This is a genomic window from Azospirillum griseum, from assembly GCF_003966125.1.
GTDB classification, from domain to species: Bacteria; Pseudomonadota; Alphaproteobacteria; order Azospirillales; family Azospirillaceae; genus Azospirillum; species Azospirillum griseum.
The window spans coordinates 129,942-154,048 of record NZ_RXMA01000012.1 but is presented as its reverse complement, the minus strand read 5'-3'; the positions used below and the strand labels follow the sequence as shown (position 1 = coordinate 154,048).

Here is a 24,107-nt window from a genome sequence, read left to right as displayed (position 1 = left end):
ACCCCAAACGACTTCCATCCAGAGTGGAACTACACCATCGCTCCCCGGGCGGAAAACAACGTACTTAATTTGGCGTGATTCCTTAGGTCGGATCCTCAAGCTTCTGGCCATTCAGAAACCGAGTGCTGCGCTCGACCTCCATCCGGTCGCGTTGCTTTTCCGCCTTGGTCCGACCGAATCGGACCCGATTCGCCTCGGCTTCCTTGGCGCGTTCCTCCCGCTCGCGGGTCTTGCGGAATCGATTGAGGTTGACCACGTCGGCCATGGGGGCGTCTCCGGCGGTTCTGGTGTGTCTGGCGGGCGGTCCGGTGGTCCGGGCCGGTCGGACGGATGAATTTTTCCATTCCGTCGCAGAATGGCCCCAGGAATGCCCAAATTGCTTGTTTCTTCTCCGGGCGATAGCTTAGCGAAAGACAGAGCGGGCGAGAAGGGTGGGGCCGGTCCGGTTCCGCCGATGGACGAAACAAGGGCCGATGGCGGTCAAGGGGCGTGGGCCATGGGCGGGACCACGCGCAGGGAAGGCGGAGATCCGGTGAAGAAGATCCTGATCGCGGCATTGACCGGGGTGACGGCGCTGGTCGGCGGCGTGCTGACCGCACCCAGCCTGATCGATTGGAACGCTTACAAGGGGATGATCGCCGAACGGGTCGCGGCGGCCACCGGGCGTGCGGTGGATCTGCGCGGCGATGTCGGGCTGACCCTGCTGCCGGCCCCTGCCCTGACCGTGCGCGACGCCCGCCTTGCCAACCCGCCGGGTTCGGCCGAACCGGACATGGCGCGGCTGAAGAAACTGGATGTCCGCGTGGCTTTGGGACCGCTGCTGAGCGGACGAATCCAGGTGGAAAGCGTCTCCCTGATCGAACCGACCTTCGTGGTGGAGGTTCTGAAGGACGGGCGGTTGAACTGGGATCTGTCGGGCAGCGCCGCTCCGTCCCCGTCGGACCGCAGCGCTGCCGATGGGCTGGTCGGCGCTATCAGCTTCGATCAGGTGACGATCGATCACGGGACCATTCAATACCGCGACAGCCGCACGGGGCGGTCGGAGACTCTGGACAGCGTCAACGCCCGCGTCGTGGCGGGCAGCCTGACCGGGCCGTTCCAGGTGCAGGGTGATTTCCGTTTCCGTGGCGTGCCGCTGCATGGGGAGTTGACCGCCGGGCGCTTCACCGACGGGGCCGCTGTGCCGGTGCGCGCCGCCCTGTCGATGCCGGGAACCGACGCCACCCTGCGCTTTGCCGGGATCGTGTCGGGCGGCAGCGGCAACGTGGGCGGCGGCGGTGCCTTGCGCGCCCAGGGCGATCTGCGCGCCGAGGGCGGCGATCTGGGCAAGGTGATCGGCGGGGCCGCTGCGGCGGTGCGCGGTCAGCCGTTCAATCTGCGGGCGTCGGTGGAGGCGGGAACCAGCCTCGCCACCTTCAGCAATCTGGAGGCCCAGGTCGGCGACACGCGCGCGACCGGGATGGCGACGCTGCGCCCGGGCGATCCGACCCGCACCGAACTGACCCTGGTGGTCAACCGTCTGGATCTGGACGCCTGGTTGAGCCGGGCGGGCGCCTTGCCGCCGCTGTCCGCCTTGACCGCCCCCTCCCTGACCGTGCCTGCGGGCGGTGCGCGCGGTTCCGCGTCCACAACCGTCCCCGCGCCGGAACCGTGGGCGCTGCCGGTGGGGCTGGAGGGCAAGCTCGACCTGTCGGTCGATGGCCTGACCTACAACGGCGCGGTCGTCCGCCAGGGCCGTTTGGAAGCGAGCCTGACCAACGGACGGCTCAATTTGGACCGCGTCAGCGCCCAATTGCCCGGCGGGTCCGATGTGGTCGCGGCGGGCGAGGTGACGACCCCCGGCGGCGCGCCGACGCTCGATCTGCGGATGGAGGCGAACGCCGACAATCTGCGCGCGTTGCTGGATTGGCTGAAGCTGGACGTGCGCGGCGTGCCGCCCGACCGGTTGCGCCGCGCCTCGCTGTCGGTGCGGGTCCAGGGGCACGCCCACCGGTTCGAATTGTCGGGGCTGGATCTGCGGGTGGATGGCAGCCGTCTGTCCGGGGCCGTCGCCTATGTGGACCGGGGGCGTCCGGCCTTCGGCGCGCGGCTGGAGCTGGACCGGCTGAATCTCGACGCCTATCTGCCGCCGGTTGCGCCGGGCGCCCCCGCCACACCGACGCGCGCGCTGCCGCCGACCGTGGCCACCACCACCCCGTCCGCCACGGCGGGGGCGGGGCGGATCGGTCTGCCGCCCCTGTCCTGGTTGACCCTGGCCGATGCTAACCTGGACCTGACCATCGGACAGATCACCGTGCGCGGGATTCCGGCGCAGGGCGTTCATCTGGACGCCACGCTGGCCGGTGGCGGGCTGACCGTGCGCGAGGCGAAGGTGGCCGATCTGGTCGGGCTGACCGGGCGGGTCGATGGGCAGGTCACCGCCCTGTCGCCGTTGCGCGGCGTCAATCTGGCCCTGACGGCGGAAGCGGCGAGCCTCAGCGGCGTGCCGCGCGCCATGCCCTGGCCGCACAACGTGCCACCGCCCGAACGGTTGGGGTCGGTGTCGGTCAAGGCGCGGGTGGCGGGCGACGCCGCCCGTCTGGCGCTGGAGCTGACCGCTGGGGCGGCGGGCGGTCGGCTTGAGGCGGGCGGTGCCCTGACCACGCTGGACAGCCGACCGGGGGCCGACCTGAAGCTGCGCGCCAGCCACCCCGAATTGGGCCGTCTGGCTGCGCTGTTCACCGACCGGGGGCAGGCGCGCGCGGTGGGGCCGCTGGATCTCTACGCCGAAATCGGCGGCTCCCTGACCGCGCCGACCGTGGGGAACCTGCAAGGCATCGTCGCGGGTGTGCCGCTGCGCGGTCGGATCGGCGGCGATCTGTCCGGTCCGCGCCCGCGTTTCGAGGCGGATGTGCAAACCGGCGACCTCGACCTCGACCGTCTGGTCGCCGCACCGCTGGTGGGTGAGACACCGGCGCGCGACGCGGCGGCCTCCGCCGCGCCGTCCGCGCCGGATTTGGCGGGCGAGACGGCGTGGTTGCGGATGGCCGACGGTGCGCTGGCCCTGACCGCCACCGCCGTGACAGCGGGCGGGTTGCGGGTGGAGCAACCGGCCCTGCGCGCCACGCTCGCCGATGGCACGCTGACGTTGGAGCAGTTGGATGGTGAGTGGTTGGGTGGCCAGATCGGCCTGAGCGGTCGTGTGGTCGCCGCGCCCGGTCGTCCGCCCGCCGTGGAGGCGGACGTCACCGTGGTCAAGGCCGATCTGGCGCGGCTGACGACGGCGTTGACCGCCGGGACGGATGGCCCGTCGCCGGGCGGGCTGGCGCTGTCGGGTGGGGCCGTTGATGTGGACATGGCGGTGACGGCGACGGGCGACGACCGCGCGGCGCTGCTGCGCTCCCTGTCGGGGCGCGGGCGGGTGGCGGTGGTCGGCAGCACGCTGCGCGGTGTCGATCTGGCCGCGCTGCGCGACCGTCTGGGCAGCGTGACGCGCCCGCAAGAGGTGCTGGGCGCGGTGATCGGGGCCGGGGGGGGCGGGGAAACCCGGATCGACCGCGCCGATGGCCGCTTCACGCTCGATCATGGAACGTTGCGCACCGACGACACCCGTCTGAGCGCGGCGGCGGGCGAGGGGGTGCTGAGCGGTCTGTGGGTGTTGCCGGAGGACCGGCTTGACCTTGGCCTGTCCTTGCGGGTGAAGGCCGATCCTGCGGTCCCGCCTTTGACCCTGCGGGTGGCCGGGCCGCGCGCCGCCCCGACCCAGAGCATGGACATGCGGGCGGTGCAGGAGCATTTCGCCGCCATTGCCGCCGCTGCGGCTGCGGCGGCTCCCCCGGCATCCCCGTCCGCGTCGGCTCCGGCGGTGGACGCGAAGCCCGAGGCGGGCGGCCCGGTGAAGCCCTGAGCGGACCACCCCGCAAACGCGGGCGGGCCGCATGGCTCGCCTGCGTCTTGCGGTGCAGCGTGACGGCGCAAGGCCGTTGAAGTCCGGCGGCTCGACCGTCATAATGTCCGCACAGTAACCGGAAGTTTGAAGCGATGCAGGCCGACAACAAGATTTTGGACGATCTCGCCCGTGTGGCGGGGGGTGCCCTGGGTGCCTTTTCGTCCCTGCGCGAGGAAGCCGAAGGGCAGGTGCGCGCCCAACTGGAACGCATCCTGTCGCGGATGGACGTTGTCAGCCGCGAGGAGTTCGACGCGGTGCGCGCCATCGCCACCAAGGCCCGCGAGGAGCAGGAAGCGATGGCCGAGCGTCTGGCCGTGCTGGAAGCCCAACTGGCCGCGTTGACCGGGGCCAAGGCCACCGCCGACATCGCCGACCCCGGTCCGGCGGCTGGGGACACGCCCTGATCCGGTCCGGTCACAAAGCTTTCATGACCTGTTTGCGTGAATCCGGTTGCGGCGACGGGGCGGCTTTGGCACCGTTCCGCCTGTGGTAGCCCGCATGCTTTTTCCTAACATCATCTTGGGGTGTTGCCTGGACCTCCGTCTGGATCGGGGATGTTCTGGCCACGCCCGCCGCGCCTTCATAGGAGGACGCTGACATGTCGGCTGTCGCCGTCGAAACCCCCGCTTCCTCGCACAACCCGCTCGACGTGGTTGAAGAAATCGTCACCGCCAACGAATGGCCGTTCGAGCGCGCCACCGACGACGAGCTGGTCGTCGAGATCGGCGGGCGCTGGTGCGATTACCGCCTGTATTTCGTCTGGCAGCCCGACGTCAGCGCGCTGCAGTTCTCCTGCCAGTTCGACATGAAGGTCCAGGCCCCGCGCCGGTCAGCGGTGGCCGAACTGTTGGCCGAGGTCAACGGGCGGATGTGGCTGGGCCATTTCGACGTCTGCGCCGAGGAAAACACCCCGATGTTCCGCCAAACCATGCTGCTGCGCGGCGCGCGCGGCGCGGCGGTGGAGCAGTTGGAGGATCTGGTGGAGATCGCCCTGTCGGAGTGCGAGCGCTTCTACCCGGCCTTCCAATTCGTGATCTGGGGCGGCAAGACCGCGCAGGAGGCGGTGTCCGCCGCCATTCTCGACACCATGGGCGAGGCGTAACCGGCATGAGCGGCGGCACGAGCGGGGCGAAACTCCTTCTGGTCGGGTGCGGCAAAATGGGTGGGGCGATGCTGGACGGCTGGCTGGCCTCCGGCGTGGCCTCCCACGTCGCGGTGATCGAGCGGGCGGGCCTGCCCGACGCGCTGGTCGGCAACCCGAAGGTCAGCGCGGCGACCGGGCCGGGCGATCTGCCCGCCGGATTCGTGCCCGACGTCGTTGTGCTGGCGGTCAAGCCGCAGGTGATGGATTCCGCGCTGCCGGATTATCGGCCGCTGGTCGGCCCCGGCACGGTTTTCCTGTCCATCGCGGCGGGCAAGACCATCGCCTATTTCGAACAGACCTTGGGCGAGGGGGCGGTCGTTGTCCGCTCCATGCCCAACACCCCCGCCGCCATCGGGCGCGGCATGACGGTGGCCGTGCCCAACGCCCGCGTCACCGCCGATCAGACCGCGCTGTGCGACGCGCTGCTGCGCGCCGTCGGCGATGTGGCGTGGATCGACGATGAAGCGTTGCTGGATCCGGTCACGGCGCTGTCGGGCAGCGGCCCGGCTTATGTGTTCCTGCTGGTCGAGGCGATGGCCAAGGCCGGGGAGGCCAGCGGCCTGCCCGCCGATCTGGCGATGCGGCTGGCCCGCGCCACCGTGTCGGGGGCGGGGGAGCTGCTGAACCAGTCGCCGCAGCCTGCGGCCGATCTGCGCAAGGCCGTGACCAGCCCGAACGGCACGACCCAAGCGGCTCTGGACGTGCTGATGGCCGAGGATGGCCTTCAGCCGGTGTTGACCGCCGCCATCGCCGCCGCCACCCGGCGGTCGCGCGAACTGGCCCAATAACGCGCGCGGCGCGGGGGTTGCGGTGAGCGCTCTCAGCCCATCGGCGCAGCGGGTGCAGGCTGTGTTGGACGGCTTTGGCCTCGGTCATCGCGTCGTCGAGCATGAGGGCAGCACCCGCACGTCGGAAGAGGCGGCGGCGTCGGTCGGCTGCGATGTCGCGCAGATCGCCAAATCCCTGATTTTTCGCGGCAAGGACAGCGGCCGCCCGATTCTGGTCATCGCCAGCGGCGTCAATCGGGTGGACGAAAAGGCGGTTGGCCGTCTGATCGGCGAAAAGATCGAGCGTGCCGATCCGGAATTCGTCCGCGCCAGCACCGGTTACGCCATCGGTGGGGTGCCGCCGGTCGGTCACGCCGTGCCGCCGCTGGTGCTGATCGACGCCGATCTGATGGCGCTGCCCATGCTGTGGGCGGCGGCGGGTACCCCGAACGCCGTGTTCCGCCTGACTCCGGAGGAGCTGAGTCGCCTCACCGGCGGGCGGATCGAGGCGGTGCGTAAGGGCTGACGGCCGACCCCGGCGGGGTGGTCATTCTGACGCATCCCGATGGGCGTTTCTCCCGAAATCCGGGAACCTCCTGTCCGGTCAACAGCTTGGCCAGCACGGCGTTCCGCGCCGGGTTGTGACGGCTATGCTGCGGCGCAAAATGCGCATTGACTAACAATTCATCACTCTGCATAGTCGATTTCAGACATGTTGCGTCGCAACATCCAGAACCGCTACCTGATTGGGGATGAGAAACATGGCCACGAAGACGAGCAACCCCTTCCTTGAGTTCGACCCGTCCAAGCTCCTGGGCGATTTCAAGCTGCCGGGCGTCGATGTCGAAGCCATCCTCTCCAGCCAGCGCAAGAACATCGAAGCGCTGACCGCCGCCAACCAGCTGGCCGCCGAAGGCTTCCAGGCTGTTCTGCGCCGTCAGGCCGAAATCCTGCGCGCCTCGGTCGAGGAAGCCAGCGGCTACGTCAACGACGTGCTGACCGCCGGGACCCCGGAAGCCAAGGCCGCCAAGCAGGCCGAACTGGTCAAGGCCGCCTTTGAAAAGTCGCTGGCCAACGCCCGCGAACTGGCCGAGCTGATCGCCAAGTCCAACACCGAAGCCGCCGACGTCCTGTCCAAGCGCGTGTCGGAAAGCCTGGAAGAGCTGAAGACCGCCGTTGCCAAGGTCGCCAAGTAAGGCGCTGACCTCCGGGCGACGCGGCGTTTTTCGCTGCGATGCACACAGAAAGGCCGTCCTTCGGGGCGGCCTTTTTGCGTTCGGTTTCGGCGTTCCGGTTGGCGTTCCGCCGGGGTAGGCTGTCGCCCTTCGGTGTGACCAGCGCAGGACCGTTTCGAATGACCATCAGCTACGACGATTTCGCCAAGATCGACATTCGCGTCGGCACCATCATCGCCGTCGATCCGTTCCCGGAGGCGCGCAAGCCCGCCTTCAAGCTGACCGTCGATTTCGGTGGCGACATCGGCACCCGCCGCAGCTCCGCCCAGATCACCGATCATTACACGGCGGAGTCGCTGGTCGGTCGGCAAATCCTGGCCGTGGTCAATTTCCCGCCCAAGCGCATCGGCCCCTTCACCAGCGAAATCCTGTGCCTGGGCGTGCCCGACGCCGACGGCGCGGTGGTGCTGGTCGGGCCGGATCAGGCGGTCCCGAACGGTGGACGGCTGTTCTGAACGGCTCCCCTACAGCGGCCCCCTACAGCGGCCCCCTACAGCGGCAGTCGGATCACCACCCGCAGGCCGCCGTAAGGGCTGTCGTCCAGCGTGATGTCGCCGCCGTGGCTGCGCACCACGTCGCGGGCGATGGTCATGCCCAGACCGGAGCCGCCGGTGGACAGGTTGCGCGAGCGGTCCAGACGGAAGAAGGGCTTGAACACATCCTCCCGCATGGCGTGGGGAATGCCGGGGCCGTCGTCGTCGATGACGATGTCGATGCCGCCGCCGCGCCGCTCGGCCCGGACCCAGGCGGTTCCGGCGTGGCGTCCGGCGTTGCTCAACAGGTTGGCGATGCAGCGGCGCATGGCGTTGGGGCGCAGCGGCAGGGTCAGCAGCGGTTCGACCGACAGGGTGACTTCGGTCCCTTCGCGCCGGGCGCTGGCGGCGGTTTCGTTGAGCAGGCGCGACAGGTCGGTCGGTTGCACCAGCTCCGCCCCTTCGCCGCGCGCGAAGGCCAGATAGCCTTCGATCATCGCTTCCATCTCGGCGACGTCGGCCATCAGCTCTTCGATCTCGGGGTCGCAGCCCGCCGTTTCGGCCACCATGTCGAGCGCCAGCTTCATCCGCGTCAGCGGCGTGCGCAGGTCGTGGCTGACGCCCGCCAGCATTTCGGTGCGCTGGGTGATCTGGCGCTGGATGCGCTCGCGCATCAGCAGGAAGGCGGAGGCCGCCTGCCGCACCTCCGTCGCCCCTTCCATCTTGAAGTTCATCACGTCGCGGCCCTTGCCCAGCGCGTCGGCGGCGGCGGCCAGCCGCTTGATCGGACGAATCTGGTTGCGCATGAACAGGATGGCGACGGCGAACAGGACGATGGCCGACCCGATCATCCACAGGATGAAAATATAGCTGGTCGGGGTGAACAGGCGGCGTTCCGGCGACATGACCGACAGCACGCCGTTCGGCATCTCCACCCGGATTTCGTACCATTCATGGGCGACGCGGGTGTTGATGGAAAAACGGCGGCCCACCCGCTCGTCCAACGCCTTGCCCAGGGTCCGCTCCAGCAAACCGCGCAAGGGGGGCAGGCGTTCGGGCAGGGTTTGGTTGGGTTCCAGCGCAACGATCAGATCGGTGGTGCGGGCGGTGACGGCGAGCACCCAATTGCGGTTCTCGTCCGACGGATCATGCTCCAACTGGGCGATCACGGTGGCGATGTCGCCCGCCACGGCGAAGGCCAGCCGATTCGTCACCGTGTCCCAATGGCGGTCGTAGAAAATCCAGGTCGCCACCCCCTGGGCCAGAATCACCGGGGTGACGATGATCAGCAGCGAGCGCCCGAACAGCGTGCGCGGCAGGAAGCGTTTCAGCCCCAACCCGCGCGCGCGCCGTTCGCGCCGGGCCGCACCCGTCTCGGGCACGGCGGTCACGGGTCGGGCCTCAGCACATAGCCTTCGCCGCGCACGGTGTGCAGATAGCGGGGTTCGCGTGGATCGGCTTCGATCTTGCGGCGCAGCCGGGTGACTTGCACGTCGATGGTGCGGGCGTTGCCCGCCACCTTGCTGCGCTCGGTCAACTCGTCGCGGGTGAAGGTCACGCCGGGGGAGGCGGCGAGGATGCGCAGCAGGCTGGCCTCCGCCGTGGTCAGGCGAATCACCTCCTCCCCGGACCGCAGCTCGTCGCGGTCGGGCAGGTAGAGCAGCGGCCCCAGCCGCACCGGCGGCGCGGCGGCGGCGGCGGGTTCGGGCGGTCGCACCGCCTGCCGCCGCAGGATGGAGTTGATGCGCAGCAGCAGCTCACGCGGGCTGAAGGGTTTGGCGAGGTAATCGTCGGCCCCGGCCTCCAGCCCGGCGATGCGGTCGTCCGGCTCGTCCCGCGCGGTCAGCAGCAGGATCGGCACGTCGCGGTCGCGCCGCAGCGATTCGGTCAGTTCCAGCCCCGATTCGCCCGGCATCATGATGTCGAGCACCAGCAGGTCGAAGGCCAGACCGCCGAGCTGGGCGCGCGCGTCGGCGGCGTCGCGCGCCGTGCTCACCAGAAAGCCATTCGTTGCCAAATATTTGCGCAACAACTCGCGCAAGCGGGTGTCGTCATCGACAACCAGGATGTGGGGCTGGTCTTCCGTCATGCCGACACTATAGCGCGACCGGCCATTCGGCGTACAGCGGCGGAAAATCGGTCAGGATGGGCGACGGAGCGGTTGGTCCGTGATAGCCTGACTTGGGCGGGTTCCACAGGAGCGAGCACGATGACCGACGACAGCCGTTCTTCTGACCGTAACAGTCTGGATGCGATGACCCGTGAGTTTCTGGAGCGTGGTGGAAGCATAACCCAATGCGCGCCCGGCTCGTCCGACCGCGTGGTGTACCGGACCGGCGGCTTTCGCCGCCGTCCTGCCGGAACCGGAAAGGTGACACGCGAAACCGCCGCCGCCGACTAGGCGGTCCGCTTTCTGATCGGCGGTGAGGGAAGCCTCAGCGTTTGGTGAGCGGGCGGGCCGGAGTCGGGGGGGTGAATTTCGCCCGATCCTCCTCGTCCAGCATGCCCATCATCACCTTGCGGAATCCCTCCACGGCCTCGGCCCCCGCCATTTTGTAGGCGCGGGCGATGCGCTGGCGCTGGGTTTCGGACAATTGCCGTTCCAGCTCCACGCCCTTTTCCGTCAGCTCCAACAGGCGCTGGCGACGGTCGCGCGCACCGGTCTGCTGATCGATGAAGCCCTGGCGGACCAGTTCCCCCAACACGCGCGACAGGCTTTGTTTGGTGATCTTCAGGATCGCCAGCAGCTCCGACACCGTGATCTTGGGATAACGGCCCACGAAATAGATCACCCGGTGATGGGCGCGGCCAAAATCGATGGCGGCGAGGATCTCATCCGGTTCGGCGGTGAATTCCCGATAGGCATAGAACAGCAGCTCCATGCCCGTGCGCAGCTCCTCCTCGCGGAGGAAGAGTTGGTTCACGCCTGCTTTTAGGTCAGCCATGTTGACGCGGTTGGTTCGTTTCGGTATAAATAGGTCAGCAACTCAGACATAAACAATCCAGCGTCCCGGCACAAGAGCAAGCTCATGCGCGGCAACCCTTTGTCGCGTCATCGGGTGGATTTTGTCCGCAGGCGGGTTGCGGCTGGAGCATGGGAACATCGCCATGACCATTTTGCCTTTTGACGACCGCGACGGCTCCATCTGGTTCGACGGCGCGCTGGTGCCGTGGCGCGACGCCAAGATCCACGTCCTGACCCACGGGCTGCATTACGCCAGCAGCGTGTTCGAGGGGGAACGCGCCTACAACGGCCGGGTGTTCAAGCTGACCGAGCACAGCGAGCGGCTGGTCAACTCCGCCCGCATCCTGGGTTTCGACATCCCCTACAGCGTGGCGGAGATCGACGCGGCCACCCGCGCGACGCTGGCCGAATCCGGCCTGTCCGACGCCTATGTCCGCCCGGTGGCCTGGCGCGGCAGCGAGGTGATGGGCGTGTCGGCGCAGGCCAGCCGCATCCATCTGGCCATCGCCGTGTGGGCCTGGCCCAGCTATTTCAGCGCCGAAGCCAAGATGAAGGGCATCCGCCTGACCTGGGCACCCTGGCGTCGCCCCTCGCCCGACAGCGCCCCGACCCAATCGAAGGCGGCCGGGCTGTACATGATCGGCACCCTGTCCAAGCACCAGGCCGAGGCCGCCGGGTATCAGGACGCGCTGATGCTCGACCACCAGGGTTTTCTGGCCGAGGCCACCGGGGCGAACCTGTTCCTGGTGATCGATGGCGCGCTGCACACCCCCACGCCCGACGGCTTCCTCGACGGCATCACCCGGCGGACCATCATGGATCTGGCCCGCGCGCGGGGCCTGACCGTGGTCGAACGCCGGATCCCGCCCGAGGAGTTGGCCCGCGCGCAGGAGGTTTTCCTGGTCGGCACGGCGGCGGAGGTCGCCCCGGTGTCGGAAATCGGCGAGCACCGATTCACCCCCGGCCCGGTCTGTGCCGCGATGATCGCCGATTACGACGCGCTGGTGCGCCGGGGCTGATGGCCGGTTCCTGAGGCGGGTTGCGCACAGTTTGTGAACGAAATGTGGCCATCGGCGTTGGGTGGTCACGTTTCGCAGTGCGGAAATAGGGGATAACGCGGATCATTCGTTAACGGCATTTGCACACAGACGCATCATGATCCATAAACATGGGCGTTGACGCCGGGAGCATCGGCTTTGCGCATTCTGATTGTTGACGATTCGCCGCATCACCAGAACATGATGGTGTACGAGCTGGGCAAGCTCGGCTACAGCACCAGCATCGCGACCAACGGCGCGCAAGCCATCGAGGCGGTGGCGCAAGAGCGTTTCGACGTGGTCATGGCCGACATCAAGCTGAAGGACATGACCGGGATCGAGCTGTGTTGGCATCTGCGCACGGCGCAGGGGCTGCGTCACCTCTATCTGATCCTGATGATCCCCGGCAGCATGACCGACCAGTTCCATGAACTGGTCGAGGCCGGGGCCGACGAGTTTCTGCGCAAGCCGCTGGATTGGAAATGGACGGCGGCGCGCTTGCTCGCCGCCTCGCGCGTCGTCGCCATGCAACGGGATCTGGAACGTCTGGCCACCACCGACGCCCTGACCGGCGCGCTGAACCGTCGCCGTTTCCTGGAGCGCGGGGCGGAGGAGTTCACCCGCTCCCGCCGCTACGACCGGCCCTTGTCGGTGGTGATGCTCGACATCGACCATTTCAAGAAGGTCAACGACACCCACGGCCACGCCACCGGCGACGAGGCCATCAAGATGACCGTGCGCTGCTGCAAGGGGACCTTGCGCGCCTGCGACATCATCGGGCGGTTGGGCGGGGAGGAGTTCGCCATCGTCCTGCCGGAAACGCCGCCGGTCAACGCCTTCACCGCCGCCCAACGGGTGCGCGAGCTGATCGCCGGATCCGAATTGCCGTTGGAGGAGAGCGACGGCGTCCTGCGCCTGACCGTCAGCATCGGTCTGGCCTGGATGACACCCAACGACCGGGGGGTTGAACAACTCCTCGCCCGCGCCGACGCCGCGCTCTACCGCGCCAAGAACGGCGGCCGCAACCGCGTGGAGATGGAACCGCCGATCCCGCTGCCGCGCTCGTTGGCGGGGTAGGTCCGGGGCGGGATAAGAGGCTTGGGCGGGTTTTCACAACCCGGTCGGCGTCCGGTCCTTGTCCGCCGTGCGGGTGGCGTTCTGTTCGATCAGCGGCTGCAAGGCGGGCGCGATGCTTTTGAGCAATTGGGCGGGCAGGGCGCTGGTGAAGCGGTACTGGTCGGCGTCCGGGCCGTGGACAAAGGCGGTCATCGTGCCGAAGAAACGGTCGCCGATGTAAAAGACGAAGGTCGCCGTCCGGTTCACCGCCTTGGACTCCAACAGCACCCCGCCCGGTCCCCAGCGGTCGAGCCGATGGTCGCCGGTTCCGGTCTTGCCGCCCATCGGGATCGGCGCGCCGCTGGCGTCCTTGAACGCGCCCCAGACCCGGCGGGCGGTTCCGTTCTGGGTCACGTCCATCAGGGCGCGGCGGGCGGTGGCGCACACCTCCGGCCGCAGCACCCGCTTGCCCGCCAACGGCCCCAGCCCGACCTTGGTCTCATAGGGGGTGTCGGCGGCGAAATGCAGGGAGGTGACGCGCACCGTCGGTTGCCGCACCCCGTCGTTCAGCAGCAGCCCGACCAGTTCGGCCAGCGCGGCGGGGCGGTCGGCGGAACTGCCGATGGCGGTGGCCAGCGACGGAATCAGCGTGTCGAACGGGTAGCCGACCTTGCGCCATTGGTCGGTGATGCGCTGGAAGGCCTCTTCCTCCAACCCGATGCGGATCCGGGTGTTCTGCGCCGCCTGCCCCTTCTTGAACAGCCAACGGTAACTGTCCTGCCGCACATCGGCGCTGGCCTCCAGCGCGTCGGTGCGCTTGGCGGTGGGGTTGCGGTGCAGATAGGCGACCATCCACAGCTCCAGCGGATGCAGCCGCGCGATGTAGCCCAGATCGCTGAGGGAAAATTTGTCCGGCCCGTATTTGGTGTGGAGCGTGCCGATCTCGCGGTCGGTCAGCGCGGCTCCGGGCAGGCGGGCGCGCAGGAAGGCGGCCAGTTCCGCCACCCCCGCCGTGGGGCGCACCGTGCGGAAGATCACCGCCAGCCGGTGCGGGGCCGGGCGCACGCGGCTGGCCAGCCGGGCCAGCGCCTCGTCCGCAGTGCGTTTGCGGTAATCGTTGTAGAAGCGGTTGAGGAAGTCGCTGCCTTCCTTGTCGGCGAAGCGTTCGAGATAGGCTTGCCGCGCCGGGTGGCTGGGATCGTGCAGGATGTCGTCGCTGTCGTCGCCGCCCTCGGCGGAATAGAACTGCACGATGTCGCGCATCAGCCGGACAAAGGGCAGGTTGACGCTGTTGCGCAACGCCTCCTGGATCGACATGACCCGGTGGTTGTCGTCCTTGTTGAAGTTGACGAAGGCGTGCTGGCCGCCGCCGGTGAAAAACACCTCGCCGGGGTTGGCGGAATACCGCCGCTCCATCGCCGCCGCCAGCAGGGCCGACAGGCCCCGGTCCGACGCCGCCGCCAGCCACTCCACCGTCCATTGCGTCAGCGGGTCCGACGCCTCGTCCGCCACATCCTCCAGCGCGTCTTTGGGCAGATGGGCGTAACGGTCGTGCAGGTCGGCGATGATCTCCAGATAGGTGATGAGGGTGCGCAGCTTGGCGGTGGAGCCAAGATCGAGCTTCGCCCCCTCGTTGATGTCCAGCGGCTGGTCGAGGTTGTCGGCCTGGACGCGCAGGTAATTGGCCTCCGGCCCGCGTTCGTACAGCGTGACCGAATAGATGATCTTCGACAGGTCGTTCGTCTTGGCGTCGAGCAGCCGTTCGCCGGTCAGCCCCAGCGATTGGGCGTAAGCCGGGTCGTTCAGCTTGCCCAGCACCTCCACCACCCGCTGCTGCGTCGGCGCGTCCAGCGTCGATTGCGCGGTGAGGTCGAGGCGGTCGAGCTGGTACAGGCTGGGAACCCCCAGCATGCTCAACAGCTTGGCGCGAACCGCGTTGGTCGCCTTCTGCTCGATGAAAGAGGAATAGGGCGGGGTCGGCGGATCCTCGCGGAAGGCCAACGGCAGGGCGAGCGCGGTGTCGCGCAGCCCCTCGTCGATGACGCCCGCCTGGGCCAGCACGCGCAGATGGCTGTCGGCCAGCCGGTTGAGCGCGGCGCGATCCTGGATCAGGTAATAGGACGGGCGGCGCTGGGCCAGCAGCAGCGCCAGAACCTGTTTGTAGGCCAGCGCCTTCAATTGCCGGGTGGTGGGGTCCGGGGCGGCTGCGGTGGCGGTCGGCTCGCTCAACACCCGCTGGGCGATCGCCAGATCGGTGCCGAACCACGCCCACAGCCCATCGCCCAGCCCGTTCACCTCGCCAAAGCCGGGGCGGGCGGTGAGCGGGGTGGAGTTCAGGTAATCGACCAGGATGCGCCGCCGCGCCGCGCCGGTGTCCTCGCCATCCTGATAGGCGCGCACGCTGGCGGACATCATTTGCCGCAGCTTTTCCACCCCGCCGCTGGTCTGCCCGTCGGGCGAATGGCGGTATTTCTCGATCTGGGTGGCGAGCGTCGAGCCGCCGGGCGAGCGCTGGCCGGGCCGGATCATCTGCACCGGCAGCAGGGCGATGGCCCCGGCGAAGCGGTCCCACTCCACCGCCGGGTTGCGGCGCGGCTCGTCGGCGCGCAGCAATTCGCGGTTTTCGATGAACAGCAGCGTGTCGGCGACCAGCGGCGGCACATCCTCGAACCGGGCGAACACCCGTTCGGGGTAGCGGGCGCTGTGCATGGCGTGGCCGTTGCGGTCGATCAGGGTCAAACCGGCCTGGGTCTTTTCCCGGTAGATCGGAAAGCCGCCCCCTGCCATGAAGCGGTCCAGCGCCGGGGACAAGACCGCCTGCGATTCGATGGTGTAGAGCGGACCGGCGGCGTCGCCGGTCAGGCCGCGCAACTGGGCGGGCAGGGCGCTGTAACCGAACCGCTCGTTGTAGGGGCCTTGGGTTGGATAGCGCGCCGCCGGGTTCGGCCCCTCGCGCAGGGCGAAATCCATGGATTGCGCCAGCGGGGCCAACAGCCGGGCTTGCAAGCGGGAGGTCCGCATCTCCTCCCGCGCGGCGAATCCGATGGCTGCGGCGGTCCCCAGCAGAGACAGCCCCAACGCGACCCGCCGCGTCCGCGCCAACGCCCGCCCTTGCGCCATTCCGGCTGTGCACCCTTCGTCTGGTTGACTGTGTCTGGTCGATTGGTGGCAAACCCACCGCGCGAGTGTAGCGCCGGATGGTGAGGGTGTTGTGGTTAATAAAAGGTAGAATGACCTATGAGAGTTGCGGAATCCTCCAGATTGCCGATGCCATTCGTGCCAACTTCTTTTGGCGCTCAATGATGGCGTTCGGGGTCCAATCCTCACATTCGGCAACGTCGCGGGTCAGTGTGTAGATGCTGTCTGCGTAGATCGACCGCTTGGCCGGAAATTCCGCATTGCCCAGTTGCTTGTTTGCGCTTGTTTGCAGCAACGCCATGTTGCCCAATCGGGATGTCATGGTTTCCAGCTCTTCATCGGTGAAGGCCGACCATCCACCATTTGGGTTGGTCGGGCAGATATGTTCCAGACTCAAGCCCGGGCTGTCCAAATCGGGGGACAACCCTGATCGCTGCTGCTCCAATTCGCACAGGATGTAACAAGCAATTTTGCGATTTCGGGATTGACTAACCGCAATGGATTTTTCGGAAAACGCTGCCACGAAGGTTGCGTCGGTTGGGTAGACGCTGCGTATTCCTTCCAACATGTGCAGAAGGGTAGTGTGTTCTCCATTGGTCACGCGCTGGGCCTCCGTATGATAGGCTTGCTCCTGCGCGGCTGCCTGTAGACCACCGATGATGTTGTAGCGAAAGGACATGACAACAATGGCTTTTAACAGCCGTTCAAAGTCACCATCGTCCAAGCGGCGCTTTGCTGCCATCAACAAAGGATAAGGCTGGCGGACGCTGAACATTTTGAGGAGCTTGGCCTGATCCCGTGCACTGGATGGCCAATTGGAGTGGTCGGGGCTGGTCAATGCCAGATAGGTGTCCATGTCTTCGTCCATGGCGGACAGAAGGGCGAACACCTCTGCTCGCCCTCGAACGTGGTTGCGGATCGTCTTGAACAGGTCGGTTTGGCGCACGAAGTTGCGTCGGCTAATCCAATGGAAACGCAGGAAATCTGGAAAGCTTTCCGCCTGCAATTGACCGACGATACGCTCCCACCGATCATCGAGAGAGCGCAACTCATGTTCATGTTGCCCCTCTCTGTGAAGCACGGAGAACAAATAGTTTTTCAGTAGATCTGTGGCGGACAGCCGAACGCCGCGCGCGTTCAAGGTTTCGAACACCTTGTAGGCGTTCAGTTCGTCCGTCACCGTGATAACGGTGAAAAACAGGCGGTCGCTCATGGTATCGACCAGGCGGGCCACCTCACGTCCTGGGTCCGATGCCCCGCGCAGTTGCTCTTGCAACGCTTTGCTGAACCATTCATAGGCTTTGCGCAACGCGTTTTCCGACGTCTTGTTCTTGCGTTGCGGTGGGTTTTCGCTCAGGGGGACGAGATAGGTCTGGAAATAGGTATCGTTGTTGCGGTTCAAGGACAGTTTGGACCGTGCGACCAACGTCACCGGATCAAGATACCCAATGTAGGTTTGTCTCAACCCATCCAACCGTTGTTGGGTTGCTTCGACATCACGGCCCTGCTCAAGCAGTCGTTTCAAGTGGCGCAAGGCGGCAAGAACAACAATGTTCAACGTGGTCAGGCGTTGCTGTCCGTCGATCACATCGAACATTTTATCATCTGCGGATTGAAGGACGAGATACCCCATATAATGAGCGGGTTCCCCACCGTCCTTCACCGTTCCAAGAATGTCCTGCCACAAATCGTCCCATTCCTCTTCGCCCCAACTGTAGTCGCGTTGGAAGCGTGGAACGCGGTAGGTCAAGCCGTTTCCCATCAACTTGCGGAACGTGTCGTTCTTGGTGTTGAAATTGGTTGCTGACATGACAGACCTCACAGACGTCCGATGATTGGCAGAAAGATCGTTTATATTACCCCTCCAGCAGCGCCTTGGCCCGCGCGGCCAGTTCGGTCAGCGGGACTTCGACCTGTTCGCCCCGGATCAGGTGCTTCAGCGTCGCCGTGCCGCGCGCTTTTTCGTCCGATCCCATCAGGACGGCGACCGGGATGCCGGTGCGGTCGGCGTATTTCATCTGCTTGGCCAGCTTGCCGCCGTCCAGTTGGATTTCCGTGTTGATGCCCGCCGCGCGCAGATCCGACGCGATGCGGAAGTAATCCGCCGACAGGCTGGAATCCATCTGCGTCACCAGCACCTGCGCGGTGGGCGCGCCGTCCTTGATCAGACCGGCTTCCATCAACTGATAGAACAGGCGGGTCGCCCCGATGGAGATGCCGACGCCCGGTAGCTTGGACTTGGTGTAGTGGCTGGCGAGGTTGTCGTACCGCCCGCCGGAGCAGACCGAGCCGATGCCGGGATGGTCGTTCAGGAAGGTCTCGTAGACGGTGCCTGTGTAGTAATCCAGCCCGCGCGCGATGGCGAGGTTGATGCGCACGGCGTCGTCGGGGACCTGGAAGGCGCGCAGGCCGTCGATCACCGTGGTCAGTTCGGCCACGCCCTGGCGGAACTGGTCGTTGTCGATGCCCAGCGCGTTCAGGGCGGCCAGCGTGTCGGCGTTGCTGCCCTTGGCGTCGATCAGGGTCAGGATGGTGTCGGCGGCGTGGTCGGCCATGCCCAGCCCGATCAGGCTGTCGCGCACCTTGTCGCGGCCGATCTTGTCCAGCTTGTCGATCTCGCGCAGCACCAACACGCGGGTGTCGGCGTCGGCCACGCCCAGCCCGTCGAGCAGGCCCAGCAGAACCTTGCGGTTGTTCACGTTGATGGTGAAGCCACCGAAATTCAATTCGCTGAAGACGTGGTGGATGACCGCCGGAATCTCCGCGTCATATTGCGGCGACAGGCTGTCCTTGCCGATCACGTCGATGTCGCATTGATAGAACTCGCGGAAGCGCCCGCGCTGCGCCCGCTCCCCGCGATAGACCCGCTGGATCTGATAGCGGCGGAAGGGGAAAGCGAGGTCGTGTTCGTGTTCGGCCACGTAACGGGCGAGCGGCACGGTCAGGTCGAAACGCAGGGCCATTTCCGGCTTGTTGCCCTGCTGGATCGCCCCGGTCGATTGGACGAAATAGACCTGCTTTTCGGTTTCGCCGCCCGACTTGGTCAACAGCGTGTCCACCGTTTCGAACACCGGCGTTTCCACCGGCAGGAAGCCGAACCGCTCGTAACCACGGCGGATGGTGTCCAGCAGGCGCTGGAACGCCACCTGATGGCGCGGCAGCAGTTCCATCGTTCCAGGCGGGGTGCGGGGGGTGATCAGGCTCATCGGTCGGGATCCGGGCTGAAAGGGGACAGGCGTAAACCGCGCGTTTTCTAGACCCTTTCGCCCCCGCCGTCACCAGTGCGGGAGAATTTTTCGGAAGGCGCGATTTTTTTCGGAAGGGCGTGGAAGGAAATCCAAAGGCCGCTGTTCATCTAAGTACGATCCCAACAACGCGGATCGATCCTTCAAACGGAGAATTTGAATGTCCGTCACCGCTTTCAGCGCGCGCATCCGTTCGTCTTTTTCGACCTTTGCGATTGCCGGTTTGATGACGGCGGGTGTTGCGATCGGCTCCGCCTCGGCGGCCACGACCGCCCCGTCGGCCACCGATCCGGCGGCCAGCGCCCCGGCCAAGGCTGCCCCCACGCAGGTGGCTTCCACCGCGAAAATCGAGGTCAGCAAGACCCAGGCCGAAGCCGTGGCGAAGGAACTGGGGGCCAAGCCCGGCGACGCGCTGGTCGGCCAACTGACCAAATACGTGACCCAGCGTCAGGCCGCTGGCGCGCTGACCGACGCCGCCGCGAAGACCAAGGCCGTGACCGAAGCCCACCAGCAGCTCGCCAGCATCGGCGGCAAGCCGGTGACGCCAGAACAGGCCGCGAAGATCGACGGCATTCTTGGGATCAAGTGACTGGGGGATCACGTGATCGCCTGATCCTGTCCCGCCTCTGACCCACACATCACCCTTTTCACAATCGTTTCATCGCCAAGGAGAGTGTTCCATGTCCGTTCGTTCTTCTCTGTCCACCCTGGTGTTCGCTGGCCTTATGACAGCGGGTGTTGCGGTTGGTGCGGCCTCGGCGGCCACCACCACCGATCCGGTGACGACCGCCCCGGCGGCCAGCGCCCCGGCCAAGGCCGCGACGACGCAGGTGGCCTCCACCGCGAAAGTTGAGGTCAGCAAGACCCAGGCCGAAGCCGTGGCGAAGGAATTGGGGGCCAAGCCCGGCGACGCGCTGGTCGGCCAACTGACCAAATATGTGACCCAGCGTCAGGCCGCGAGCGCGCTGACCGACGCCGCCGCGAAGACGAAGGCCGTGACCGAGGCCCACCAGCAGCTCGCCAGCATCGGCGGCAAGCCGGTGACGCCCGAACAGGCCGCGAAGATCGACGGCATTCTTGGGATCAAGTGACTGGGAATGCGTTGATTGATCCGCCCGTGACCCGACGGCCCTGAACAGGATCGTCTGTCCCGCCCCTCCCACGCCGGCAGGAGGGCCAGGACCGTCAGCGGATGCCCACCCGATGACAAGCCCCTGTTTTTCCCCGTGGCCGTTGAGCCGGGGGCGCGATGGCGATAGAACGTCGTCGCACCATCCACCTCGTCAGCTCCGGGACCTGCCATGACCCTTGACCGACTTGTGATCCGCCGCCCGGACGACTGGCATGTCCATCTGCGCGACGGGGCCATGCTGAAGGCGGTTTTGCCCTTCACCGCCCGCCAGTTCGGCCGCGCCATCATCATGCCGAACTTGAAACCGCCCGCCACCCACGCCGCCGACGCCGCCGCCTACCGCGCGCGCATCCTGGCGGCCCTGCCGGAAGGCGTGCGATTCACCCCGTTGATGACCGCCTACCTCACCGACGGGACCGACGCCGAGGATCTGGCGCGCGGCTTTGAGGACGGCGTGTTCACCGCCGCCAAGCTCTACCCGGCCAACGCCACCACCAACAGCGCCCACGGCGTCACCAGCCTGGACCGCATCGCCCCGGTGCTGGAACGGATGGCCGAGATCGGCATGCCCTTGCTGATCCATGGCGAGGTGACGGAGCAGAGCGTTGACATCTTCGACCGCGAGGCGGTGTTCATCGACACCATCCTGTCGCCGCTGCTCGACCGTCACCCGACCCTGCGCGTGGTGCTGGAGCATGTGACCACCGCCGACGCGGTGGCCTTTGTCCGCGCCCACGCCGCCAGTGGCCGCATCGGCGCGACCATCACCGCCCATCATCTGCTGATCAACCGCAGCCATATTTTCCAGGGCGGCATCCGCCCGCACCTGTATTGCCTGCCCATCGCCAAGCGCGAAACCCACCGGCTGGCGCTGGTCGAGGCCGCGACCTCCGGCGAGGCCCCCTTCTTCCTGGGAACCGACACCGCGCCGCACACGGTGACGGCCAAGGAAGCGGCCTGCGGCTGTGCCGGCTGCTTCACCGCCGCCAACGCGCTGGAACTCTACGCCGAAGCGTTCGAGGACGCGGGCAGGCTCGACCAGTTGGAAGCCTTCGCCAGCCTGAACGGCCCGCGCTTCTACGGCCTGCCGCCCAGCGAGGAGCGCGTCGCCCTGGAACGCCGTCCGACGGTGGTCCCGGACGTGGTGCTGGTCAGCGAGGGCGACGCCGTGCTGCCCTTCCGCAGCGGCGAAACCCTGCATTGGAGCTTTGCCGGGCTGGTGTGAGCGTGACCCGGCGCGGGTGGGGCGTCACCGTCCCCCGCGCCGGGTCTGCATCAGCCGCATCCGTCGTTCCGGGAATAGCCCAGAAAGCACACCCGCGTGTCGCCGTAGCGGCGTTCGTCGAGCGCGGTGAAGCCGGAGGGCGGGGGCAGGGGATCGCGGTCGCCGACCTCCACCACCGCCAGCGCGCCATCGGCCAACCAGCCGGTGCGGGCCAGCGCCGCCAGCGTCAGCGGGGCGAATCCCTTGGCGTAGGGCGGATCGAGGAAGATCAGGCCGCAAGGGGCGCTGGCCGGGGGCGGGCGCGTGGCGTCGGCGCGCAGCACGATGGCCGAATCCGCTTCGCCCAGCGCGGCGATGTTGGCGCGCACGCAATCCAGCGCCGGTTTGCCGCTGTCGAGAAAGCTGCACCGGGCGGCCCCGCGCGACAAGGCTTCCAGCCCCAGGGCACCGGTTCCGCAAAAGACATCGGCGGCGATCACGCCTTCGAACGCCGGTGCCCATTCGGCGTGGGCCAGGATGTTGAAAATCGCCTCGCGCGTGCGGTCGGTGGTGGGGCGGGTGTCGCGGCCATCGGGGGCGGCCAGACGACGCCCGCGATGCTTACCGCCGACGATCCGCACCGGGGCCACCCTTGTTCGGACCAGACTTGCCCTGGCCGGACTTGCCCAGGCCGGACTTGCTTGGTCCGCCCTTGCTCGGGCCGGACTTGCCAGCGCCGTCTTTGTGCGCGCTGGGCTTGCGCGGGCGTTCGACGCGCTGGCGGTCGGTGCGGCCGTCGCGCGTCTTCACCCCGGCGGGGGCACCCGCCTCAACCGGCTTGGCGGCTGGTTTGCCCGCCGGTTTGGCGGCGAAAGGCTTGCCACCGTCCGGCTTGCGGTCATCGGTCCGGCGGTCGCTGGCCCGGTGGTCGTCGGGCCGCTTCTCGAAGCTCTTGCGCGGGCGGGCGTCCGATGCGTCGCGGGCGTCACCGCTCCGATGGTCCGGCTTGCCGCCGCTGCGGGTCGGCTTGGCCTTGGCGTCGTCCAGCGACAGGGTGCGGCCGCGCGCCGGGCGTTCGGGGCGCGCTGCGGCCTCCTCCCCCCGCTTGGCGGCGGGCTTGGCGAAGCCGGGCTTGCCATCGGCGCGGCGCGGGGCGTCGGTGCGCCGGGACGCGGGCTTGGCGTCCTCCGCCCCCCAGGCGGCTTGCGCCTCCAGCCGTTTGGTGGCCGAACGCGGGGCGCGGGCCGGGGCGGCCTGCGGGCTGTCGGCCTTGCGGGCGACGGCAACGCGGGCGCCGCTGCGGCTGCGGATCTCGCTGGGCAGGGCCGGTTTGGGCGGAAGGGCCGATTGGGTGGCGGCCTCCGCGCGGGCCTTGGCGCGCAGCTTGGTGTTCGATTCCCCTTCGCCGACCACGGCGTCGCCGGTGAAGTAATTGGCGATCTGTTCGCGGACGATGCGCTTGGGCACCTCCTCCACCGCGCCGTCCTCCAGCTTGCCAAGCTGGAAGGGGCCGTAGGCGACGCGGATCAACCGGTTCACCACCAGACCCAGCGACTCCATCACCTTGCGGATTTCGCGGTTCTTGCCTTCCTTCAGCGACACCGTCAGCCAGGCGTTGCGGCCCTGGATGCGGTCCAGCACCGCTTCGATCGGGCCGTACTTGACACCGTCGATGGTCGGACCCTTGGCCAGCGCGGCCAGCTTGATTTCCTCCACCTCGCCGAACACGCGCACGCGGTAACGGCGGGTCCAGCCGGTGGCAGGCAATTCCAGGAAGCGGGCCAACTCGCCATCGTTGGTCAGCAGCAGCAGCCCTTCGGTGGTCAGATCGAGCCGACCGATGGACACCACGCGCGGCAGTTCCGGCGGCAGATTGTCGAAGACGGTTTCCCGGCCCTTCTCGTCGCGCGCGGAGGTGACAAGACCGGCGGGCTTGTAATAGCGCCAGAGCCGGGCGGGTTCCGGTTCCGGAATGACCTTACCATCGACCTGCACGATGTCGCCGGGGCGGACCACGCAGGCGGGGGTGGTCAGCGTCTGGCTGTTCACCGCAACGCGCCCTTCGGCGATCCAGCGTTCGGCGTCGCGGCGCGAGCACAGCCCGGCGCGGGCCAGGCGTTTGGCAATGCGTTCACCGCCCTCGGACGGGGCAGTGGCGGTCAGGTCGGTGTCGGTCTTATCCATAGCGCGGACCATAGGGCCAGATCGTCCCGCCCGCAACCCGGGACCCGGTCCAATCCCCCGCTTTTGCGCCGGAATCGGGTTGACGGGCGGGGAATCCGGTGGGCAGGTTGGCCCCTGCCATGCCGCCGCTGTTCCCACCCCGCCCATCCTACATGGAGCTTGCCTTCGCCGAGGCCGAGGCCGCCGCCCGCCGGGGCGAGGTCCCGGTGGGGGCGGTGATCGTCGATCCCGCCACGGGAACCGTGCTGGCCCGCGCGGGCAACCGGACGGAGGAACTGAACGACCCCAGCGCCCACGCCGAATTGCTGGCGATCCGCGCGGCCTGCGCGACGGTGGGCGAGCCGCGACTGCCCGGCCACGACCTCTATGTGACCTTGGAACCCTGTGCCCTCTGCGCCGCCGCCATCAGCTTCGCCCGCCTGCGCCGGGTCTATTACGGTGCCTATGACCCCAAGGGCGGAGCGGTGGACCACGGCCCGCGCTTTTTCGCTCAACACACCTGCCACCACGCCCCGGACGTGTATGGCGGCATCGACGAACGGCGCGCGGGCGCGCTGCTGCGGGACTTTTTCAAGACCCGGCGGTGAGGGGGCATCCCT

At 67.5% G+C, this 24,107-nt stretch carries 23 protein-coding genes; 14 read left to right on the top strand and 9 right to left on the bottom strand.

The annotated features are described in order from the left end of the window. Positions 1–82: 82 nt before the first annotated feature. Positions 83–265 (bottom strand): DUF4169 family protein, encoded by a 183-nt coding sequence (locus EJ903_RS14465; RefSeq protein WP_126616605.1) that lies wholly within the window; start codon positions 263–265, stop codon positions 83–85. A 267-nt stretch (positions 266–532) separates the two neighbouring features. Here EJ903_RS14465 and EJ903_RS14460 point away from each other — a divergent pair, with 267 nt between their 5' ends. The 7 genes from EJ903_RS14460 (at position 533) to EJ903_RS14430 (ending at position 7,529) form a co-directional block, all read left to right on the top strand. Beyond that, the gene (locus EJ903_RS14460; protein ID WP_126616603.1) at positions 533–3,886 is read left to right on the top strand and encodes an AsmA family protein; all 3,354 of its coding nucleotides are present in this window, start codon (positions 533–535) and stop codon (positions 3,884–3,886) included. Positions 3,887–4,020: 134 nt separating this feature from the next. Continuing rightward, positions 4,021–4,332 (top strand): accessory factor UbiK family protein, encoded by a 312-nt coding sequence (locus EJ903_RS14455; RefSeq protein ID WP_126616600.1) that lies wholly within the window; start codon positions 4,021–4,023, stop codon positions 4,330–4,332. Positions 4,333–4,526: 194 nt separating this feature from the next. Beyond that, positions 4,527–5,030 carry a type III secretion system chaperone family protein gene (locus EJ903_RS14450; protein WP_126616597.1) on the top strand — a complete coding sequence of 168 codons (504 nt, stop codon included), beginning with the start codon at positions 4,527–4,529 and terminating at the stop codon, positions 5,028–5,030. Between the two features lie 5 nt (positions 5,031–5,035). Next, positions 5,036–5,860 carry a pyrroline-5-carboxylate reductase gene (gene proC / locus EJ903_RS14445; protein ID WP_126616595.1) on the top strand — a complete coding sequence of 275 codons (825 nt, stop codon included), beginning with the start codon at positions 5,036–5,038 and terminating at the stop codon, positions 5,858–5,860. 22 nt (positions 5,861–5,882) lie between these two features. After that, positions 5,883–6,365 carry a YbaK/EbsC family protein gene (locus EJ903_RS14440; RefSeq protein ID WP_126616592.1) on the top strand — a complete coding sequence of 161 codons (483 nt, stop codon included), beginning with the start codon at positions 5,883–5,885 and terminating at the stop codon, positions 6,363–6,365. A 235-nt stretch (positions 6,366–6,600) separates the two neighbouring features. Continuing rightward, complete coding sequence (locus EJ903_RS14435; protein WP_126616589.1) at positions 6,601–7,035, top strand: phasin family protein; 435 nt, start codon at positions 6,601–6,603, stop codon at positions 7,033–7,035. Between the two features lie 158 nt (positions 7,036–7,193). Beyond that, a complete protein-coding gene (locus EJ903_RS14430; protein WP_126616586.1) occupies positions 7,194–7,529 on the top strand; it encodes a tRNA-binding protein in 336 nt (111 codons plus the stop codon). A 35-nt stretch (positions 7,530–7,564) separates the two neighbouring features. On the opposite strand, the gene EJ903_RS14425 is transcribed toward EJ903_RS14430, so the two are convergent. Together EJ903_RS14425 and EJ903_RS14420 are read right to left on the bottom strand one after the other, a co-directional pair. After that, positions 7,565–8,938: an ATP-binding protein gene (locus tag EJ903_RS14425; RefSeq protein ID WP_126616584.1), complete on the bottom strand. Its 1,374-nt coding sequence runs from the start codon at positions 8,936–8,938 to the stop codon at positions 7,565–7,567. Then, the gene (locus EJ903_RS14420; RefSeq protein WP_126616581.1) at positions 8,935–9,636 is read right to left on the bottom strand and encodes a response regulator; all 702 of its coding nucleotides are present in this window, start codon (positions 9,634–9,636) and stop codon (positions 8,935–8,937) included. The genes EJ903_RS14425 and EJ903_RS14420 overlap by 4 nt, the downstream gene beginning before the upstream one ends. A 120-nt stretch (positions 9,637–9,756) precedes the next feature. Between EJ903_RS14420 and EJ903_RS14415 the strand changes: the two genes are divergently transcribed. Beyond that, positions 9,757–9,948, top strand: coding sequence for a hypothetical protein (locus tag EJ903_RS14415; RefSeq protein WP_126616578.1), 192 nt, complete (start codon positions 9,757–9,759; stop codon positions 9,946–9,948). Between the two features lie 34 nt (positions 9,949–9,982). Here EJ903_RS14415 and EJ903_RS14410 read toward each other — a convergent pair whose 3' ends face one another. Further along, positions 9,983–10,492 (bottom strand): MarR family winged helix-turn-helix transcriptional regulator, encoded by a 510-nt coding sequence (locus EJ903_RS14410; protein ID WP_126616576.1) that lies wholly within the window; start codon positions 10,490–10,492, stop codon positions 9,983–9,985. Positions 10,493–10,655: 163 nt separating this feature from the next. Between EJ903_RS14410 and EJ903_RS14405 the strand changes: the two genes are divergently transcribed. After that, on the top strand, positions 10,656–11,531 hold the full coding sequence (locus tag EJ903_RS14405) for a branched-chain amino acid aminotransferase (protein WP_126616574.1): 876 nt from the start codon (positions 10,656–10,658) through the stop codon (positions 11,529–11,531). A gap of 177 nt (positions 11,532–11,708) precedes the next feature. Further along, complete coding sequence (locus tag EJ903_RS14400) at positions 11,709–12,626, top strand: GGDEF domain-containing response regulator (protein ID WP_126616572.1); 918 nt, start codon at positions 11,709–11,711, stop codon at positions 12,624–12,626. 33 nt (positions 12,627–12,659) lie between these two features. Here EJ903_RS14400 and EJ903_RS14395 read toward each other — a convergent pair whose 3' ends face one another. From EJ903_RS14395 to hisS, 3 genes are all read right to left on the bottom strand, one after another. Continuing rightward, positions 12,660–15,725, bottom strand: coding sequence for a transglycosylase domain-containing protein (locus EJ903_RS14395; RefSeq protein WP_126616570.1), 3,066 nt, complete (start codon positions 15,723–15,725; stop codon positions 12,660–12,662). A gap of 115 nt (positions 15,726–15,840) precedes the next feature. Next, on the bottom strand, positions 15,841–17,553 hold the full coding sequence (locus EJ903_RS14390; RefSeq protein WP_126616568.1) for a DUF262 domain-containing protein: 1,713 nt from the start codon (positions 17,551–17,553) through the stop codon (positions 15,841–15,843). A gap of 46 nt (positions 17,554–17,599) precedes the next feature. Next, positions 17,600–18,949 (bottom strand): histidine--tRNA ligase, encoded by a 1,350-nt coding sequence (gene hisS / locus EJ903_RS14385; protein ID WP_126616566.1) that lies wholly within the window; start codon positions 18,947–18,949, stop codon positions 17,600–17,602. A gap of 199 nt (positions 18,950–19,148) precedes the next feature. Between hisS and EJ903_RS14380 the strand changes: the two genes are divergently transcribed. The 3 genes from EJ903_RS14380 (at position 19,149) to pyrC (ending at position 21,345) form a co-directional block, all read left to right on the top strand. Beyond that, on the top strand, positions 19,149–19,577 hold the full coding sequence (locus EJ903_RS14380; protein WP_126616563.1) for a hypothetical protein: 429 nt from the start codon (positions 19,149–19,151) through the stop codon (positions 19,575–19,577). Between the two features lie 91 nt (positions 19,578–19,668). Further along, the gene (locus EJ903_RS27350) at positions 19,669–20,079 is read left to right on the top strand and encodes a hypothetical protein (protein ID WP_210211444.1); all 411 of its coding nucleotides are present in this window, start codon (positions 19,669–19,671) and stop codon (positions 20,077–20,079) included. Positions 20,080–20,289: 210 nt separating this feature from the next. Beyond that, positions 20,290–21,345, top strand: coding sequence for a dihydroorotase (gene pyrC / locus EJ903_RS14370; RefSeq protein ID WP_126616559.1), 1,056 nt, complete (start codon positions 20,290–20,292; stop codon positions 21,343–21,345). Between the two features lie 50 nt (positions 21,346–21,395). Here the strand turns inward: pyrC and rsmD are convergent, their stop codons facing one another. Beyond that, positions 21,396–21,965, bottom strand: a complete 570-nt coding sequence (gene rsmD / locus EJ903_RS14365) for a 16S rRNA (guanine(966)-N(2))-methyltransferase RsmD (RefSeq protein WP_126616556.1) — start codon at positions 21,963–21,965, stop codon at positions 21,396–21,398. Continuing rightward, the gene (locus tag EJ903_RS14360; RefSeq protein ID WP_126616553.1) at positions 21,946–23,508 is read right to left on the bottom strand and encodes a pseudouridine synthase; all 1,563 of its coding nucleotides are present in this window, start codon (positions 23,506–23,508) and stop codon (positions 21,946–21,948) included. Before EJ903_RS14360 ends, rsmD begins: the two co-directional genes overlap by 20 nt. A 152-nt stretch (positions 23,509–23,660) precedes the next feature. Between EJ903_RS14360 and EJ903_RS14355 the strand changes: the two genes are divergently transcribed. Continuing rightward, the gene (locus tag EJ903_RS14355) at positions 23,661–24,095 is read left to right on the top strand and encodes a nucleoside deaminase (RefSeq protein WP_126616638.1); all 435 of its coding nucleotides are present in this window, start codon (positions 23,661–23,663) and stop codon (positions 24,093–24,095) included. The last annotated feature ends 12 nt before the right edge of the window (positions 24,096–24,107 follow it).

What these genes read in the sequence shown, in the direction of transcription:
- EJ903_RS14465 (WP_126616605.1), bottom strand. Translation starts at nt 265, where the DNA reads ATGGCCGACGTGGTCAACCTCAATCGATTCCGCAAGACCCGCGAGCGG.
- EJ903_RS14455 (WP_126616600.1), top strand. Translation starts at nt 4,021, where the DNA reads ATGCAGGCCGACAACAAGATTTTGGACGATCTCGCCCGTGTGGCGGGG.
- EJ903_RS14450 (WP_126616597.1), top strand. Translation starts at nt 4,527, where the DNA reads ATGTCGGCTGTCGCCGTCGAAACCCCCGCTTCCTCGCACAACCCGCTC.
- proC (WP_126616595.1), top strand. Translation starts at nt 5,036, where the DNA reads ATGAGCGGCGGCACGAGCGGGGCGAAACTCCTTCTGGTCGGGTGCGGC.
- EJ903_RS14435 (WP_126616589.1), top strand. Translation starts at nt 6,601, where the DNA reads ATGGCCACGAAGACGAGCAACCCCTTCCTTGAGTTCGACCCGTCCAAG.
- EJ903_RS14430 (WP_126616586.1), top strand. Translation starts at nt 7,194, where the DNA reads ATGACCATCAGCTACGACGATTTCGCCAAGATCGACATTCGCGTCGGC.
- EJ903_RS14420 (WP_126616581.1), bottom strand. Translation starts at nt 9,636, where the DNA reads ATGACGGAAGACCAGCCCCACATCCTGGTTGTCGATGACGACACCCGC.
- EJ903_RS14415 (WP_126616578.1), top strand. Translation starts at nt 9,757, where the DNA reads ATGACCGACGACAGCCGTTCTTCTGACCGTAACAGTCTGGATGCGATG.
- EJ903_RS14410 (WP_126616576.1), bottom strand. Translation starts at nt 10,492, where the DNA reads ATGGCTGACCTAAAAGCAGGCGTGAACCAACTCTTCCTCCGCGAGGAG.
- EJ903_RS14405 (WP_126616574.1), top strand. Translation starts at nt 10,656, where the DNA reads ATGACCATTTTGCCTTTTGACGACCGCGACGGCTCCATCTGGTTCGAC.
- EJ903_RS14395 (WP_126616570.1), bottom strand. Translation starts at nt 15,725, where the DNA reads ATGGCGCAAGGGCGGGCGTTGGCGCGGACGCGGCGGGTCGCGTTGGGG.
- EJ903_RS14390 (WP_126616568.1), bottom strand. Translation starts at nt 17,553, where the DNA reads ATGTCAGCAACCAATTTCAACACCAAGAACGACACGTTCCGCAAGTTG.
- hisS (WP_126616566.1), bottom strand. Translation starts at nt 18,949, where the DNA reads ATGAGCCTGATCACCCCCCGCACCCCGCCTGGAACGATGGAACTGCTG.
- EJ903_RS14380 (WP_126616563.1), top strand. Translation starts at nt 19,149, where the DNA reads ATGTCCGTCACCGCTTTCAGCGCGCGCATCCGTTCGTCTTTTTCGACC.
- EJ903_RS27350 (WP_210211444.1), top strand. Translation starts at nt 19,669, where the DNA reads ATGTCCGTTCGTTCTTCTCTGTCCACCCTGGTGTTCGCTGGCCTTATG.
- pyrC (WP_126616559.1), top strand. Translation starts at nt 20,290, where the DNA reads ATGACCCTTGACCGACTTGTGATCCGCCGCCCGGACGACTGGCATGTC.
- EJ903_RS14360 (WP_126616553.1), bottom strand. Translation starts at nt 23,508, where the DNA reads ATGGATAAGACCGACACCGACCTGACCGCCACTGCCCCGTCCGAGGGC.
- EJ903_RS14355 (WP_126616638.1), top strand. Translation starts at nt 23,661, where the DNA reads ATGGAGCTTGCCTTCGCCGAGGCCGAGGCCGCCGCCCGCCGGGGCGAG.